Raw genomic sequence first — 16,602 nt, forward strand, 5'->3', positions numbered from 1 at the left:
ATGTCCCGTAATCAGACCCTGTTTGAAGCTGCCTGCAAACACATCCCCGGTGGCGTTAATTCGCCAGTCCGCGCCTTCGGTTCGGTCGGCGGCACCCCGCCCTTCATCCAGCGCGGCGAAGGCGCCTACGTCTGGGATGCCGACGGCAAACGCTATATCGACTACGTGGGTTCCTGGGGCCCGCTGATCCTGGGTCACGCCCACCCGCAGGTCATTGAGGCAGTACAGCGTGCAGCCGCCAACGGGCTCAGTTTTGGCGCCCCTACCGCGGCTGAGATCGATCTGGCAGATCTGCTGTGTGACATGCTGCCCGCGCTTGATCAAGTGCGACTTGTCTCCAGCGGCACAGAAGCCACCATGTCCGCCATCCGCCTTGCGCGCGGTTTTACCGGTCGCGACAAACTGATCAAGTTTGAAGGCTGTTATCACGGCCACGCCGACAGTTTGCTGGTCAAGGCCGGCTCCGGCCTGTTGACCTTTGGCAATCCGTCCTCCGCTGGCGTGCCCGCAGCAGTGGCCGCGGACACCATCGTCCTGCCGTACAACGACGTTCCTGCGCTGGAAGCGGCGTTCGCTGAACATAAAGGCAAGATCGCCGCAATTATTGTCGAGCCAATTGCAGGCAACATGAACCTGGTAAAGCCCTCTACCGCCTTCGTCAAAGCCATGCGCTCACTGACCGAGGACGACGGCGCTGTCCTGATTTACGACGAAGTCATGACCGGCTTTCGCGTAGGCCTGCACTGCGCACAAGGCTTGCACGGCATCACGCCGGATCTGGTAACGCTGGGCAAAGTGGTCGGTGGCGGCATGCCGCTGGCAGCCTTCGGCGGCCGCGCCGACATCATGGCCAGACTCGCCCCGCTGGGCCCGGTCTACCAGGCCGGCACCCTGTCTGGCAACCCGGTCGCCGTAGCAGCTGGCCTGGCCACGCTGCAACTGATCCGCCAGCCCGGTTTCTTTGAACAACTCACCGCCAAAACCACCCAGCTGGTGCAAGGCCTGCAAACCGCAGCGGCCGCTGCCGGTGAAACCTTCAGCGCGCAAAGCGTGGGGGGTATGTTCGGCGTGTATTTCAGCAAAACCGCCCCGCAATCTTTCAGCGAAGTCATGGTCTCTGACAAAGCGCGCTTCAACGCGTTTTTCCATGCGCTGCTGGATGAAGGCGTCTACCTGGCGCCGTCTGCATTTGAAGCGGGGTTTGTATCGGCTGCACATACCGATGATGACCTGACCCAGACCCTGGCGGCGGCTGGTCGGGCGTTTGCAAGGCTGGCCTGAAACGATTAGCGGGAAATCAAAAAGCCTCTGGTGCGATCCAGAGGCTTTTTTTTGCCTTACAAACCCGCTTTTTTACAACAGCCGGACCAGGAAACGAAAAGCTGAAAGGGATAACTGGTAACATCGATATCACCATTTATAGTTTACAAAACAAGTAATTAATTTAAGCAACAATGGCGAAACTGGCTTTCAAACCAGTTTTCCCACATGTCATTTTGCCAGGTTCGAAGCCCATGCCAAGGGTGTGTTCATCATTTGAAACTTACTACTGCAACCGTTTTTCGAACCCGACTGTCGCAAAGAAAAAACAAAACCAACCGGCTGTAAGCTGGAGTTCGACTTGGGTCTGAAAATAGTAGTATTTGCTTATGACATGTGTTTTCTTAACGATAGAAAATAGTCGGTATATATCAGGCACAACCGCAAAATCCGGTCTGAGGTGTTTTATAAAACCTCATGCCGGTTTTTTCGCGTCCTGGCATAAAAACAGACCGGACCAATTGATAGACCCGGATTTTGCCAGCAAGACCTGACCCATTACCGCTTGGCCGTTTTGCGCGAGGAATGAGCAAATGCAAATGTCGTTGAAAAGTGCACGCCGCACGCAGGGCTTTACGCTGATCGAGGTGATGGTCACAGTCGCCATCATCGGGATTCTTGCCGCCATCGCATTGCCTGCATACAGCAACTATCTCAAACGCGGGAAGCTGCCCGAAGCCTTCGACAACCTGAGCGCTTACGGTACGCGGCTTGAATCCAGTTACAACGACAACGGTAACTACGGTTCGTCGACGTGCGCAATAAGCGTTCCTACAAGTACTTCCAACTTCGATTTCAGTTGTACATCCAGTGCTGCAGGCGATACCTATACCGCAACAGCAACTGGCAAATCAGGGATGGCCGGTTACACCTTCACCCTCGATAGTTCTGGTAACCACAAGACGACTGCGTTTCCGGGGGCATCCAATTTGCCATTGTCGTGCTGGCTCTCCAAGGCAGCGCCATCGTGCTGAATATGCGTTTGCTGACCCCTCCCCCGCGACAACGGGGCGTCACGTTGATTGAGCTGGTTATCGTACTGGCCATCACGGCGCTACTGGTTGCGCTGTCGGCACCGGCACTGCAGCAATACATGCTCAATAACCGGATTCGTGCTGTAGCCGAACAAATGCGTGACGGGATTCAGAAAGCCCGCCTTGAGGCAGTCCGCCGCAACACGCCGGTGAACTTCAGCCAGACCGATGCGAGTGGCAACCTGGGGAGTGCCGGTACGGGTTGGTCGATTGGTTTGCCTGGCGTGTCATCCATGATTTACACCAGGCCCGCAGAAAGCGGTGAAGCTGTGCTCACGGCGTCGGGCTCCACCACGCCATCCAGCCTGCAGCCAGCATTCAGTGGCAATGGACGTTTTGCCAACGGTGTCACCAGCTACACGGTTTCAGTCACGTCCGGTACGTGCGCGTCATTAAGTAGCCCGAACACGGGTAATCGTTGTCTGAACGTGGTGGTCAGTTCGCTGGGTAACGCAAAAATCTGCGATCCCGCGTTAGCCAGCACCACGCCGGCGGGGTGTTGAACATGCATATGCGACAACAAAGCGGTTTCGCTCTGCTTGAGGGCCTGATTACGGTGCTGATTTTTTCGATCGGCATTATCGGTCTGGTCAGCATGCAAGGCGCAATCATGAAGGCAAACCAGCAAAGTGGCATGCGTGCGCAGGCCAGCTATTTTGCTGAGGAAATTATCGGTCTGGCCACCGTTGATCCCAACAACGCAAGTTGTTATGTCACGGGTTCAGCCACGTGTTCCAACAGTACCGCACAAGCGAGCGTAACGGACTGGAAAAGCCGGGCCACCGCCCAGTTACCAAACGCCAGCGTCACCGGGAAAACACCGACGGTGACTTATAGCTCCACCACTGGCCAGTTTGTGGTCACGCTGAGCTGGAAAAGAACCGACGAGCCGGACTGGCACCAGTACGTCTCGACCACTGTGATCAAACCATAACGCGAATCAGAACTGAGCGTGTCTCTGAGACTCGGCAGGTGACAGAATGAATATCGTCGAATTAATGGTTGCCATTGTCATATGGTTGCTCGCTGCTCTTGCTATCATGAGCAGCGCAACCTTCTTTGACAACAACCGCCGCGGCATGACCGGGGAAAACTCCGTCCAGGAAAATGCCATGTTTGCGCTGGTAGACCTCCAGCGTGATCTGAAAAACTCCGGTGCCGGTTTTGCCGGTAGCAACAACGTGACCTGCACCACGTTGAATGCGGCTTACGGCAGCACGACGCTGGCAAACGGCGCTTCGGTTGCACCCGTAGTCATCACGGATGGCGGTGCCAACAATGCATCCGACACCATCACTGTTTTGTCTGCCACCTCCTTCATGGCAGCCTCCCCCGGGTTGACCCGGGACGCGATGTCTTCCGCTACTGCCGCTATTAATATTTATTCGGCAAAAGACTGGAATGTCGGTGACGTATACATGCTGTCCTCCGGTACCGGCTCGCCTTGCACCGTTGGCAGTGTTACTGCAATTACCACCAACTCACTGGGCGCTACCCTTACCCACAATTCCACTGGGACTGGCAGCAGCTGGAACAGTGGCAGCTATACCAATGCCCCCTCTTACGCGGCCAAAAGTTCCATCAGCAAGATTGGCGGGCTGAACTGGGTCAGCTATCAGGTGGCCAGCCAATCGCTGAACATGACAGACAAAATCGCGCAAAGCACGACTTTGATCGCCGATAACGTCGTGCTCATGAAAGCACAGTACGGCGTAAGCAGTGGCTCAACCAGCACGGTCAGCTCCTGGGTTGCTGGTAGCGGGTCCTGGGCAGCGCCGTTGAACTCGACCCAGATCACCCAGATTCGTGCGGTACGTGTGGCAATGGTTGTCCGGATTCCTGCAAAGATCAAACCGTCCGTATCCGGTGGGAGCTGTGATGCCACGACGGCATCGCCCAAGGTCTGGGGCGGTACACAGACGATGGACATCAGCGGACTTGCCAACTGGCAGTGCTACAAATACCGGACGCTGACGCTGACCATCCCGCTCAAAAACTTCATTTTCAGTGGAACGTCGACATGATCCGGCTCCCCAAGCAAACCGGCGCTTCGCTTTTACTGGGCCTGATCGTCCTTGTCGTGTTGCTGATCGCAACCGTGGCATTGATGCGCTCATCAGATACAGCCAATCTGATCGCTGGCAACGTCGCATTCAAACAGGCGGCCACTCAGTTGGCAGAGCTGGGCGTGAACGATGCCAAAGGCGTATTGGGCAGCATGACCACGCCAGATACCAACGTCGCGCCATCTTCCAGCACGAGCTATGCCTATTACGCCCTGCAGCAAACCACTGATTCTGCCGGCCTGCCCAGCGTAACCTGGTCCAACATGTCTACCGTGACCAATGGCCTTTATCAATACCAGTATGTGATCGAGCGCATGTGTACGGGCACCACGCCGGTCTCTGATTTCGTCACTTATTGTTCGGTTTCACAGCAATCCCAAGCGGGCTTGCCCGTCAACAACAATAGCAACGCAGCCAACTATCAGGTTTCAACCGCCGTGTTTTACCGGGTCACCGTACACGTGACCGGGCCCCATTCCAGCGAAAGTTTCATTCAGGCCATGTTTCTGAAGTGAAGCGAGGATGCCATGACAAACAAACACTCCATCCTGAACAAAATCATTTTTCTGTTGTTGACGGCGACACAGGCGATTCCGGTCAGCTACGCCGCGACCATTTCGCCATCGCAAAATCCACTGACTTCGCAGACCCAGTCCGCACCGAACCTGATCATGGGTATCGACGACTCAGGCTCGATGGACTTCGAGGTCATGCTGACCACCAACGATGGTGCGTTGTGGTGGGACTCGTACAACAAGAGTTTTACCAATAACACCGGTAGTGTTGTCACGGTCAGTGGTCTTACCGGCGTCACCGTCGGCAAAGGACAACCTTGGTATAACGCCGTCGGCAACGCATCCAATAACCAGAAAACAGATGATGGTGTGAACAACAACTCCTGGTACAAGTATGCATACTTGTTCCCGGATGGCAGTGCCACGGATGCACGCAAGAATACCGACGCTACCTACGATCACTTTGGTATCGCGCCGACAACCACGTTTGCGTTCCTGCGCAGTTCAGACTGGAACCCGATCTACTACAACACCACTACCACCTATACCCCCTGGTACCCGGCGTATATCAGTGGCGCCACCGTTACCTATGCCAATGCCGTAGCCAAAACAGTGCGCAGCCATCCACAACTGGGTGGCACCACGCCGGTCACGCTGGATCTCACGACTAACATCACTGCCGGGACCAAAGCCACAACCGTCGGCACCACCACAACTTATACCGGTACCCAGTCAAACTGGACGTTCCGTATGCAGCCAGGCATGGTCATCCCGGCCAACTCGTATATCAAAAAGAGTGGTCAGAGCAGCTATTCGAAAATAACGGCCGATTACACGGTAACGGCCAATGACAACTATGTCGACGCTGACATTTCGTACTACGCGCCGACCTTTTTCGTCACGGATTCAACCTGCAAATCTACTGATACCAATGCATCGGCGGACATCGCCAATTCCGTTTGCGTACTGGCACCGGACGGCAGCTATCTGCGCAAGTACGAAATCAAAAAAGGTAATAGCTTCCCGAGTGGTCGCTTGTATGACGATGAGATGCAGAACTTCGCCAACTGGTTCCAGTACTACCGCAAAAGAAAGTTGATGCTCGGTTCGGCCATGGGTTCGGTGTTAAGCGGTGTGAATACCCTGCGCGGCGGGACGGTCGCATTTAACAATCAGAGTACGGTCACGATGTACGACTTTTCGTCGAGCAGTGATTCGTCCAACGTCAAACCACTGCTTGGCGTCATTTATCAAAATGCGGCCAGTGGAGGCACCCCGACACGTGAAACGCTCAAGTATATTGGCGGCCAGTTTGCCCGAACCGACTCCGCGGCCCCGATCCAGAACGGTTGCCAACGCAATACCGCTTTCATCCTGACCGACGGTTTTGCCAATGCCACTGCGGTATCGCCACCGAATTACGCCAATACCTATGTCAATAGTTCGCCATACACGGTAACTACGGCCAATACGCTGGCCGATATTGCTGCCTCGTACTACACCAATAATCCGCGTCCTGATCTGCCAGTCGGTTTGTTGAAGAAAGACTACACAAACACCGAAAACCCGGACACCAACACCAACCTGCATGTCACTACCTTTGGTATGACGCTGGGCGCCAAAGGGACTGTGTACGATCCGACTTCATCCACTTTTGTCGACCCATTCACGGTAAAACCCCCGGCAGTCTGGACATGGCCCGCAGCCACCCTGAACCGTAATCCGACGGGTGTGGACGACTTGTGGCACGCCACCATTAACGGTCGTGGTCAGATGTTCCGCGCCACCGACGTAAAAACCGCGACTGACTACTTCAAGCAGGTGATCCAGAGCTTGCTGGCAACTGTAGGTTCTGATGCCGCCGGCACGACCACATCGCCCAATATCACTACCAATAACAATACCGAGTTCACGTCCACTTATAACGCGCAGAACTGGACTGGTGAACTGTCGGCGTATTCGGTCAATGTGACCACAGGTGCTGCTGGCACCAATCCGCTGTGGACCGCCCAGACGCAACTGACTGCACTGGCCCCGACTGCACGCAATATCGCAACCTGGGACCCGGCTACCAACTCGGCAGTGGCGTTTACCTCAAGCGGACTGTCTTCGACCACTGTCTCGGGTATGGCCAACACCAGTGCAAATGACGGCGGTAACGTCATCAATTACATCCGTGGGGATCGCAGCCTGGAATCGGCTTCCGGTTACCGTGTCCGTGCCGGGCTGCTTGGCGACATCGTCACCGCTGAACCCGTATACGTGCTCGGCCCGTATGCTTCGTATACCGATTCCGGTTACTCCAGCATGTCGACGCTGACCCGAACCGCAATGGTGTATCAGGCGGCCAACGACGGTATGCTTCATGCCTTCAACGCCACGAACGGCGCGGAGGCCTGGGCTTATGTCCCAAGTGGTGTGTTGAACAACCTGCACTATCTGACCAGTCAGACTTATACGCACCGCTTCTTCGTAGACGGAACGCCAACGACCGGCGACTTCTATAACGGCACAGCCTGGAGAACCATGCTGGTTGGCGGTCTGCGCGCCGGTGGCAATGGCTTTTACGCCCTTGATGTCACAGCACCCGCTGCTGCTAGTGATTCCGATGTCGTTAGCAAAGTCTTGTGGGAGTTCCCGGGTGCCAACACAACCTCTGGCCAGAAAAACAACGTGGGTCTGAGCTACGGTCAACCCTTGCTGGTCAAGACCCGTGCGGATGGCTGGGTTGTCCTTGTGACGTCCGGTTATAACAATACAGCTGGTGACGGTCAGGGCCACTTGTTTGTCCTTAACGCCACCACAGGTGCGGTCCTCAAGGATCTGGCCACAGGCGCAGGCTCTGCTACCTCGCCTTCTGGCCTGGCCCAGATTTCTGCCTTCGCCGCCAATGCGCAGTCAGATGCCACCATCGACTATGTTTACGGTGGTGACCTCTTGGGCAACGTGTGGCGCTTTGACCTGAGCACAAGTGCAGATACGTCGTGGACTGTGAAAAAGCTGGCCACCTTGACCGATGGATCCAACAACGCACAACCGATTACGACTGCGCCGGTGACATCGGTACTGGCTAACGGCAAGCACATTGTTTACGTCGGTACCGGCAAGTTGCTGGAAACCTCGGATCTGAGCACCACCAGCACGCAAAGCATGTATGCGCTGGTTGATGACTTGTCCGCAACCCCGACAATCGCGACCCCCAGAACCTCCTTGCAACAGAAAACCGTCACTGTGAATAGCGACGGTTCACGTACCATTGCTGCTGATTCCGTCGCCTACGCGACCAAAAAAGGCTGGTATTTTGATCTGCCAAGTTCGGGTGAACGTGTTTCGACAACGCCGCAACTGGCATTCGGTGCCCTGATTTTCACTACCAACCTGCCGTCCAGCACTGCCTGCTCCTCCAGAAGCTATCTGTATGCAGTCAGTGCAACCGACGGTGGTCAGCTGCCTGCCAGCGCCTTCCCGTCTGGCACAACGCCGTGGAGCGGTATCTTGCTGGGTGCCACGTTGTCGTCCACCGTGAAGATCACTGTTCTGCCCAATGGCAGTGAAGTGTTGACGACCAAGGGTTCGGACGGTTCGACCTCTAACAACACTCTGAATATTTCGGGTAGTGGTTCGCTCAAACAGGTGTTGTGGCGAGAAATCACGCATTAAAACATACACTGGCTTGAACAAAAAAAGGCTTTCCTTTGCAGGAAAGCCTTTTTTATTTCGTGAGTAACTCCGGGTAGCTTGTGTTGATTACCCGGAGAGCAAATCGGTTTACGGGCATCTGGACCATTGCAGATCCCACCGCTTCCACATCAATCAGAAAGCGGGTCTCTGGGCTTCTCTGGCGAGCGTATAGGCACCTCCCCCAGCACACCAGGGCTGTAGCTCACACGCATGCGGTAGTCCACCGCAGCCCCCTCCTTGCGCGCGGCCTGCAAACGTATCTGGCCAAGTACGCCCAACAGGTAATCACTGCCAGCGGTATCAAAGCTGCTGGAAACCAGTTCAACCCGTGTGACGAGTCCCTGATCGTTGATATACAAATCGGCAATCAATACGAGAGCCGGATCAGGATTGCTCAATGGGCCACTCGTGGTATTGATATCCGGCATATCTACAATGACCGGTGGTGCGGACACTTCGTCATAAGTATAAAAAACCGGGGTATCAATTACGGACGGATTGATTTCAGGCTGATTCGCTATATCTTTAATAGCGGGTTGCGATGCGGGCGAATAATGCAAAACCTTATTACTCGGCACAATTGAATTTTCATGAATAACCCGCTTTTTTTTGCCGGTTAATACTGTATCTGATGGCGCTATTGCTGGCTGTGTTTTTTGCTTTCCAGTGACCAGTTTAACCTGTAATGCATCAGTGCCCATGTGAATCCGGTGCTGATTTCCATGGCTGGATAATTTGAAAAAACACAATAAAATCAAATGGATAGAAAAAGAAGCGGCAAAAGGGAGTACCAGTTCATTCCAGTTTTTGCTTTTTCTGGCTACCGGTTTTTGTTTTTTCATACTTCAATCAGATCTGCCATTACCTATTGCATAAATAATAAAAGGGCCTTGATAGACCCTTTTATTTTTTCTGGTTATTCAAATCAACTTCCTGATTTCTTTTTCCAGATCTTGTTCGTTGATTGAACCTACATATTTTTTGACAATATTGCCGTTTTTGTCAATCAGAAAGCTGGTGGGTGTCAACTCTACATTGTCAAATGATTTGGCAACAGTACCAGAGACATCATGAACCACAATAAAAGGCATGTGCTGCTGTTTGACAAAGTTATTCACGTAAACAGCTGGATCGTAATCCATGGCTACCGAGAGCGTTTTGTAGCCTTGTTTGCCGAACTGGTCTTGCAGTCTGGCCAGGTTTCCCATCTCTTCTACGCAACCTGGACAGGTGGTTGCCCAGAAATTAACCAGGACCACCTGACCTTTGAGTGATGCAGAGGTGCTTTTTTCTCCTTGCAGTGTGGTGTAGGAGAACTGTGGGGCCGGTTTGCTGCTGTTGCTGGTGATCAAAAAGAGGGTGATCAGTACTGCAGCAGTGAGAGGAAGTATCCAGTAAAGGCGTTTCATGGGGTTTTTTGCAGATCCGGTGTGTTCAGTGAAACCGGCTGTGCCGGGTTTCCACTTAAGTAACAATGTTGGATAAGAAAATATAAAAATAGATAATAAGGGTCAAGGTTTCCTGTGGATAACTCGTTTTGTCCTTATCGATCAGCATGTTATTACGCTTTCAACTCTGTATTCAAGTTGCGTTTCTACTGTGGATAATTTGGGGGCGAAACAGGAGACCCACCGCGGCTTTGAGGTTATCCTCTGTCTCGTCCAGGTTTTCCACAGGCCATGTTGCTGATTTCATTGGGCCTTTGTGAACAAATGTATAATCCGGCACTTTTTGCTTCAGAAGAAAGGACAGACGATGGCGATCCAGTGGTACCCGGGGCACATGAATGCGGCCCGCAAAGCGGTTGAAGAAACCATCGCCAAGGTCGACATGGTGATCGAGATCGTTGATGCCCGTTTACCTTTGTCCAGCAGCAACCCCATGCTTGAACAACTGCGCAAAGGTCGTCAGCGCCCTGCCCTCAAGATTCTGAACAAGGCTGACCTTGCAGATCCGGCGCAGAACAAGGTGTGGCTGGACTGGTTCAGCCAGCAGCCGCAAACCGCGTCGTTGTTGCTGGGCGAAGATACCCGTGCGATGGGCGTGAAAAAGATTGGCCAGTTGTGTCGCAAGCTGGTGCCCAATCGCACTGGCATGGAAAAACCGTTGCGCGCGTTGATCGTGGGGATTCCCAACGTGGGCAAATCCACCATGATCAACACGCTGATGAACCGCAAAGTGGCCAAGGTGGCTGATACCCCGGGTGTCACCAAGCATCAGCAGCGGGTGGAAACGCCTGATGGCGTGATCCTTTATGACACGCCGGGCCTGTTGTGGCCGCGCATTGAACGCGAAGAATCCGGTTTGCGCCTGGCGCTGGCCGGCTCGGTGGGCCGTAACGCCTATCACGAAACCGAAGTGGCCTGGTTTGGTATCCAGACCTTCATCGAACGTTATCCGGAACTCTTGAAAGCGCGCTTCAAGCTGGCCGATCTGGATGGCGGCTTCGAACAGGTATTCGAGAAAATCGGCCGTAAACGCGGCGCTATCTTGCCTGGTGGTGCGCTGGACGAGCAGAAAACCGCGGAACTGATCCTGACCGAATATCGCAGTGGCAACATCGGCCGTATTACGCTGGAAACGCCGGCAGACTTTATCGAACCGCCCAAAGCGGTGCGCCAGACCGATTACACTGGCGGCAAAAAAGACGCGGACGACGAGGAAACCGAGGCGTGAAACGTTTTGCAGTTGGTCTGGTGGCAGCGTTGTTGCCGGCGCTGGCCTGGCCGGCGGTGCGGGCGAAAGATGACAACGGTACGGTGGTGGAACTGGCGCAACCCGCCCGGCGGGTGATCACGCTTGCGCCGCATGCCACAGAACTGGTGGCGGCACTGGCACCGGAGGCCATTGTTGCGGTGGATACCGCCAGCGATTACCCGGATCTCGTCAAGAAGCTGCCCAAGGTGGCGGATTTTCAAAGCCTGAATGTGGAAGCCATCCTGGCTGCCCGGCCCGATCTGGTGGTGGTGTGGGAAAGCCAGGCGGTGAACCAGTCTGTCGCGCAGTTGCAGCGGCAGCATATCCCGGTCTTTGTCAGCCGGCCGCAAACGCCGGACGATGTAGGTTCCAGTTTGCGGCGTCTGGGCAGTTTGCTGGGCGTGGATGCCAAAGCGGATGAACTGGCCACCGCGCAGGAGACGCGATATCACCAGTTGTTGCGGCAGTATCAGCGCGCGCGGCCGGTGCGGGTGTACCTGCAGGTCAGCGAAAACCCGCTCTTGAGTTTGTCGCGCCGCAGTTTTCTTGGCCAGATGCTGGCAGACTGCGGGGCAACCAGTCCTTATGCCAATGCACGCGGTGAGGCGCCGCAGGTCAGCACCGAAGCCGTGCTGGCTTTTGCGCCGGAAATCATGTTCACCACGGGCGCAAAAAGTACGCTGGATATGTGGAAAGCGTGGCCGCAGATTCCGGCGGTGAAGTCCAACCGGCTGCTGGCCTTGAGTGGTGACCAGTTTGTCAGACCTGGGCCACGGCTGATCGACGGCATGCAAAAAATATGCGAACAAATCGATGTTATCCGGCACTGAAATATCGCCGTGATACGATTAATGCCAGAGTAATAACGGCCGGCCTGTGCCAAATTGCACACTTGCGCCGGCCAGACACGCAATCCGGGCAGCAAGCAGGCCCGAGTTATCATAAAATCCGGTGAACAAAAACCGCGTTGGGTCGACATGGACGCCGAACTCGCCACACTTGAAGAAAAAATCAACATGCTGGTGCGCATCGTTGCCGCGCTGCGCAGTGAAAATCATCAGTTGCGCCAGGAAATCCTGGCCTCTGGTCGTGAAAACCAGCAACTCGTTAGCAAGCTTGATGAGACCAAAACGCGCGTTGCCGCGCTGATCGAGCGTTTGCCTGAGGAAGAAGCATGAGCCAGATCAAGCAGCTCGATGTATCGATCATGGGCCGTGATTTCCGTATCGCCTGTCCGGATGACGAAGAAGAAACCTTGCTTCAGGCGGTGGACGTGCTCAACGGCAAAATGAATGAGATCCGCGAGGGTGGAAAAGTCATTGGCCTTGAGAAAATCGCCATCATGGCCGCGCTCAATATTGCCCACGAATATCTGCACGTGAAGGCAGGCGGTTTTGACATTGGCGCATATCGGCGTAGAATCACCGACATGAATGCAACGGTGGATGCGGTGCTCAAGGGACAGTCAGAGCTGTTCTAGGCAAACCGGGCACATGCCGCGCCACCTGCAACGATTGCTTTCCTGCGGTGTTCGACTACGGTTCTAATTTCCTTGAACCTAGCTTAAACCTCGGTCGCCAGCCACGACGCGCCTGTTGTGAGCGTTCCTTAGTCGAACGCACCTGATGGCGCAAGGCCGGTGGCCACTTGAACCTTCGGGTTCAGGATACGAACCGACCGGCACTCGCGGGAAGCCCCTTTCCTTGCCCAGCGCGTATTTCCCCCACGTGGAAGCTCAAAAAGCCGCGCTGCGGCGAACCCTGCGTCAGCGCCGCGCCGCGCTGACGCTCCCCTACCGGCGTGAAGCCAGCTTGTCGATCATGCAGCGTGCCAGTTCAGGCAAGCTGCTGCGTCGCGGCCGGCGAGTGGCGGTGTATGTCTCCATGGCCAGCGAGATCTCTACATGGCCGCTGATCCTCAAAGCACTGCAAGCCGGTTGCCTGGTTTATCTGCCTGTGGTGCCGCGGCGCGGCCGTCTCATGCATTTTGTCCGTTACGATCACACCAGTGCCTGGCAACGCGACCATTACGGCATACCCTTTCCGGTGCATGAAGAGACTTGCCGGCCGCAGGATCTGGATGTAGCCTTCGTCCCCCTTTTGGGGTTTGATGCCGAACTGGCCCGGCTGGGTCAGGGTGGCGGCTACTACGACACGACCTTCCGGTTTCGTCGTTTGCGGCAAAAATGGAAGAAACCGCGCCTTGTCGGTCTTGCCTATGATTGCCAGGAAGTCGCCGGGCTGCCGGTCGCGTCGTGGGATTTGTGCCTGGATGAAGTCATCACCGAAACACGTCAATTGCGTGCCCGTATAGCCGATTGATCAACTGTTTGCGTTGTCATGCAGGGTAAATCATGACGTTGTCGTGAATTCTTCACACCATGACAATGGGAAAAATTTCACTGATACGGCGCGCGCGAAGCTCTACACTACGATCAGTGTCGAACTCCGGAACACGGGAAACCTGCCGGCCTGGCTGCTGCCATGCCGGCTTTGCTGTACCCGGAAATCGAAAAAAGTCAGAAAAAACCAGAGGTTGCCAAGATGTCGAATAAAACCGTGGAATTGATTGCCCCCCTGTCCGGCTTGTTTGTGCCCATTGAAGCCGTGCCGGACCCTGTGTTCTCGCAAAAGATGGTGGGCGATGGCGTCTCCATCGACCCGACGTCCAATGTGCTGCTGGCGCCCGCCGCAGGCAAGATCACGCAACTGGCTTCCACATTCCACGCGCTGACCCTGACGACAACCGACGGCCTGCAGATCTTGCTGCACATTGGCCTTGATACCGTCATGCTCAAGGGCCAGGGTTTCCGCCCGCTGGTCAAGGAAGGCGATGTTGTCGCACTCGGCCAGCCGCTGGTTGAATTTGATGAGGCGGTGATTACCGCCGCGGGCAAGAGCTCGATGACTGAAATCGTCATTGCCAATGGCGATATCGTCACCAACCTGCAAGCGGCCCGTGGTTTTGCCCACGCGGGCAAGACGGTGGCCTTGACGGTCACGATGACCGGCGATTTTGCCGCCGCTGAAACCGCCGCGGCGCCTGCCGGCAATCTTTCTGACGCTATCCGCGTTCCCAACCCGACCGGCTTGCATGCGCGCCCGGCCGCGGTGGTGGCCAATGCCGCCAAAACCTTCAAGTCCGACATCAAACTGGTGCGTGGCAGTGAAGAAGCCAATGCCAAATCCGTGGTCAGCATCATGGGTCTGGAAGTCCAGAACAATGATGAAATCCGCGTAAAAGCGACGGGTGTCGATGCCGCCGAAGCCATCAAGGCGCTGGTTGATCTGATCCGCTCCGGTTCGGGCGAAGACTGTGGCGCCGCTGCTGCGCCGGCCGCCGCGCCCAAGCCGGTGGCGGTACCGCGTCCGGCTCCCAAGGCCCATTCGGATGATCCGAACGTGTTGCTGGGTGTGTCCGCCTCGCCAGGTCTGGCTGTCGGCCAGATTTTCCAGGTGCGCCAGGAAGTGATCGAAGTGCGTGAAGCCGGGGATAACCCGCAACTGGAACGCCGTCGCCTGGAAGACGCGCTCAAGGAAGCCCGTCAGCAACTGGAAGGCCTCAAGTCCGAAATCAGCGACGCGTCCAAGGCAGAAATTTTCTCCGCTCACCAGGAATTGCTGGCTGACCCGGAACTGCTGGATCTGGCGCTGTCTGCCATCTCTGCCGGCAAGAGTGCGCCGTTTGCCTGGAAGCAGGCTTTCACCGCCTATGCCGACAAGCTCTCCAAACTGAAAAACGAACTGCTGGCCGGCCGCGCCAATGACATCCGCGATGTGGGCCGCCGCGTGCTGCGTCTGCTGACCGGGGTGAAGGAAGCCGCCCTGGAAGTACCAGATAACGCGATCCTGATCGCAGAAGAACTGACCCCGTCCGATACCGCCAGCCTTGATCGCAACAAGGTGCTGGGTTTTGCCACCACTGGTGGTGGTGCGACCAGCCACGTGGCCATTCTGGCGCGTTCGCTGAATATTCCGGCGATCTGCGGTATTGAAGAAGCGGTGCTGGAACTGGCTAATGGCACCAACGTGATTCTGGATGGCACCAAGGGCAGCCTGCGCAAGAACCCGTCTGAAGCCGAAATCCAGGACATCCGCACCCGCCAGGCCACGCTGGCCAAAAAGCGCGAAGAAGAACTGGCCGCCGCTGGCCAGCCGGCGGTGACCAAAGATGGCGTTCACATTGAAGTGGTGGCCAATATTGGCGGCCTGGAAGACGCACAGCAGTCGGTTACCCTGGGTGGCGAAGGCGTCGGTCTGCTGCGTTCGGAGTTCCTCTATCTGGAACGCACCGATGCGCCGACCGAAGAAGAACAGACCAAAATCTACGGCGATATCGCCAAGGCGCTGGGCACGGAACGTACCCTTGTGATCCGTACCCTGGACGTGGGCGGTGACAAGCCGCTGCCGTATCTGCCGATGCCGGCCGAAGAAAACCCGTTCCTGGGTGTGCGCGGTATCCGTTTGTGCCTTGCCGCGCCGGAAATCCTGCGCACCCAGGTGCGTGGCATCTTGCGCGCTGCACCGTACAGCAAGCTGCACATCATGTTCCCGATGATCGCGTCGCTGGAAGAAGTCCGTGAAGCGAAGAAAATCGTGGCTGAAGAAAAGGCTGCGCTCGGCGTAACGGCCGATGTGAAGGTCGGCATCATGGTTGAGGTGCCCTCGACCGCTGTGATGTCCGAGATCTTCGCCCGTGAGGTGGATTTCTTCTCGATCGGCACGAACGATCTGACCCAGTACACCCTGGCTATGGACCGTGGTCACCCGAAACTGGCCAAGCAGGCTGATGCGCTGCACCCGGGCGTGCTGCGTCTGATCGCCATGACCGTGAAGGGTGCGCATGCTCACGGCAAGTGGGTGGGCGTGTGCGGTGGTATCGCTTCCGATCCGCTGGCAGTACCGGTGTTGCTGGGTATTGGTGTGGATGAACTCTCGGTCAGCGTGCCGGCTATTCCGGCGATCAAGGCCATGGTCCGCAAGCTGAACAAGGCCGATTGCCAGAAGCTGGCAACCGAAGTACTGCAAATGGGTACCGTAGCTGAAGTACGTGCCCGTTTGTCTGGCCTGGTTGATTGATGTAAGGGCGGGTCTGCTTTCTGGCAGGCCCGCTTGTTGTGGAGTAGTTGATAAAAAGCACACATCAGAAAACAGGGAAACGACCGGACTCGGTTGCTTTCTGGTGTGAATAAGTCACAAAGCAGTCCCTCGACCCTGTTGATAGGGGGGACGCTGTATTTAGAACAGCCTGCCGCCAAGAGCAGAATGCGCCCGCTGGAAAAAATAAAGC

15 protein-coding genes and 1 other RNA gene are annotated in these 16,602 nt (G+C 55.7%); 14 read left to right on the plus strand and 2 right to left on the minus strand.

Annotated features, from left to right (window positions below):
- From hemL to IEX57_RS14605, 7 genes are all read left to right on the plus strand, one after another.
- Positions 1-1,281, plus strand: coding sequence for a glutamate-1-semialdehyde 2,1-aminomutase (gene hemL / locus IEX57_RS14575; RefSeq protein WP_188705094.1), 1,281 nt, complete (start codon positions 1-3; stop codon positions 1,279-1,281).
- A 572-nt stretch (positions 1,282-1,853) separates the two neighbouring features.
- The gene (locus IEX57_RS14580) at positions 1,854-2,294 is read left to right on the plus strand and encodes a type IV pilin protein (protein ID WP_308433875.1); all 441 of its coding nucleotides are present in this window, start codon (positions 1,854-1,856) and stop codon (positions 2,292-2,294) included.
- A gap of 2 nt (positions 2,295-2,296) precedes the next feature.
- On the plus strand, positions 2,297-2,857 hold the full coding sequence (locus IEX57_RS14585; RefSeq protein ID WP_268238359.1) for a GspH/FimT family pseudopilin: 561 nt from the start codon (positions 2,297-2,299) through the stop codon (positions 2,855-2,857).
- A 2-nt stretch (positions 2,858-2,859) separates the two neighbouring features.
- The gene (locus IEX57_RS14590; protein ID WP_188705096.1) at positions 2,860-3,288 is read left to right on the plus strand and encodes a type IV pilus modification PilV family protein; all 429 of its coding nucleotides are present in this window, start codon (positions 2,860-2,862) and stop codon (positions 3,286-3,288) included.
- Positions 3,289-3,334: 46 nt separating this feature from the next.
- Positions 3,335-4,378: a PilW family protein gene (locus IEX57_RS14595; protein ID WP_188705097.1), complete on the plus strand. Its 1,044-nt coding sequence runs from the start codon at positions 3,335-3,337 to the stop codon at positions 4,376-4,378.
- Positions 4,375-4,935: a pilus assembly PilX family protein gene (locus IEX57_RS14600; RefSeq protein ID WP_188705098.1), complete on the plus strand. Its 561-nt coding sequence runs from the start codon at positions 4,375-4,377 to the stop codon at positions 4,933-4,935. The genes IEX57_RS14595 and IEX57_RS14600 overlap by 4 nt, the downstream gene beginning before the upstream one ends.
- A 12-nt stretch (positions 4,936-4,947) precedes the next feature.
- Positions 4,948-8,595 carry a pilus assembly protein gene (locus IEX57_RS14605; protein WP_188705099.1) on the plus strand — a complete coding sequence of 1,216 codons (3,648 nt, stop codon included), beginning with the start codon at positions 4,948-4,950 and terminating at the stop codon, positions 8,593-8,595.
- A 149-nt stretch (positions 8,596-8,744) separates the two neighbouring features.
- Here the strand turns inward: IEX57_RS14605 and IEX57_RS14610 are convergent, their stop codons facing one another.
- Positions 8,745-9,458 carry a hypothetical protein gene (locus tag IEX57_RS14610; protein ID WP_188705100.1) on the minus strand — a complete coding sequence of 238 codons (714 nt, stop codon included), beginning with the start codon at positions 9,456-9,458 and terminating at the stop codon, positions 8,745-8,747.
- A 78-nt stretch (positions 9,459-9,536) separates the two neighbouring features.
- Positions 9,537-10,025, minus strand: a complete 489-nt coding sequence (locus IEX57_RS14615) for a TlpA family protein disulfide reductase (RefSeq protein WP_188705101.1) — start codon at positions 10,023-10,025, stop codon at positions 9,537-9,539.
- A 346-nt stretch (positions 10,026-10,371) separates the two neighbouring features.
- On the opposite strand from IEX57_RS14615, the gene ylqF reads away from it, so the two are divergent.
- From ylqF to ptsP, 7 genes are all read left to right on the plus strand, one after another.
- Positions 10,372-11,292 carry a ribosome biogenesis GTPase YlqF gene (gene ylqF, locus IEX57_RS14620; RefSeq protein WP_188705102.1) on the plus strand — a complete coding sequence of 307 codons (921 nt, stop codon included), beginning with the start codon at positions 10,372-10,374 and terminating at the stop codon, positions 11,290-11,292.
- Positions 11,289-12,143 carry a cobalamin-binding protein gene (locus tag IEX57_RS14625; protein ID WP_188705103.1) on the plus strand — a complete coding sequence of 285 codons (855 nt, stop codon included), beginning with the start codon at positions 11,289-11,291 and terminating at the stop codon, positions 12,141-12,143. Before ylqF ends, IEX57_RS14625 begins: the two co-directional genes overlap by 4 nt.
- A 54-nt stretch (positions 12,144-12,197) precedes the next feature.
- On the plus strand, positions 12,198-12,491 hold the full coding sequence (locus IEX57_RS14630) for a hypothetical protein (RefSeq protein WP_188705104.1): 294 nt from the start codon (positions 12,198-12,200) through the stop codon (positions 12,489-12,491).
- Positions 12,488-12,793 (plus strand): cell division protein ZapA, encoded by a 306-nt coding sequence (locus IEX57_RS14635; RefSeq protein WP_184101529.1) that lies wholly within the window; start codon positions 12,488-12,490, stop codon positions 12,791-12,793. The genes IEX57_RS14630 and IEX57_RS14635 overlap by 4 nt, the downstream gene beginning before the upstream one ends.
- Before the next feature lie 36 nt (positions 12,794-12,829).
- Positions 12,830-13,010, plus strand: a non-coding RNA gene (gene ssrS, locus IEX57_RS14640) — 6S RNA.
- A gap of 6 nt (positions 13,011-13,016) precedes the next feature.
- Positions 13,017-13,634, plus strand: coding sequence for a 5-formyltetrahydrofolate cyclo-ligase (locus IEX57_RS14645; protein ID WP_188705105.1), 618 nt, complete (start codon positions 13,017-13,019; stop codon positions 13,632-13,634).
- 222 nt (positions 13,635-13,856) lie between these two features.
- A complete protein-coding gene (gene ptsP / locus IEX57_RS14650) occupies positions 13,857-16,391 on the plus strand; it encodes a phosphoenolpyruvate--protein phosphotransferase (protein WP_188705106.1) in 2,535 nt (844 codons plus the stop codon).
- The last annotated feature ends 211 nt before the right edge of the window (positions 16,392-16,602 follow it).

Source organism: Silvimonas iriomotensis, assembly GCF_014645535.1.
Lineage (GTDB): Bacteria > Pseudomonadota > Gammaproteobacteria > Burkholderiales > Chitinibacteraceae > Silvimonas > Silvimonas iriomotensis.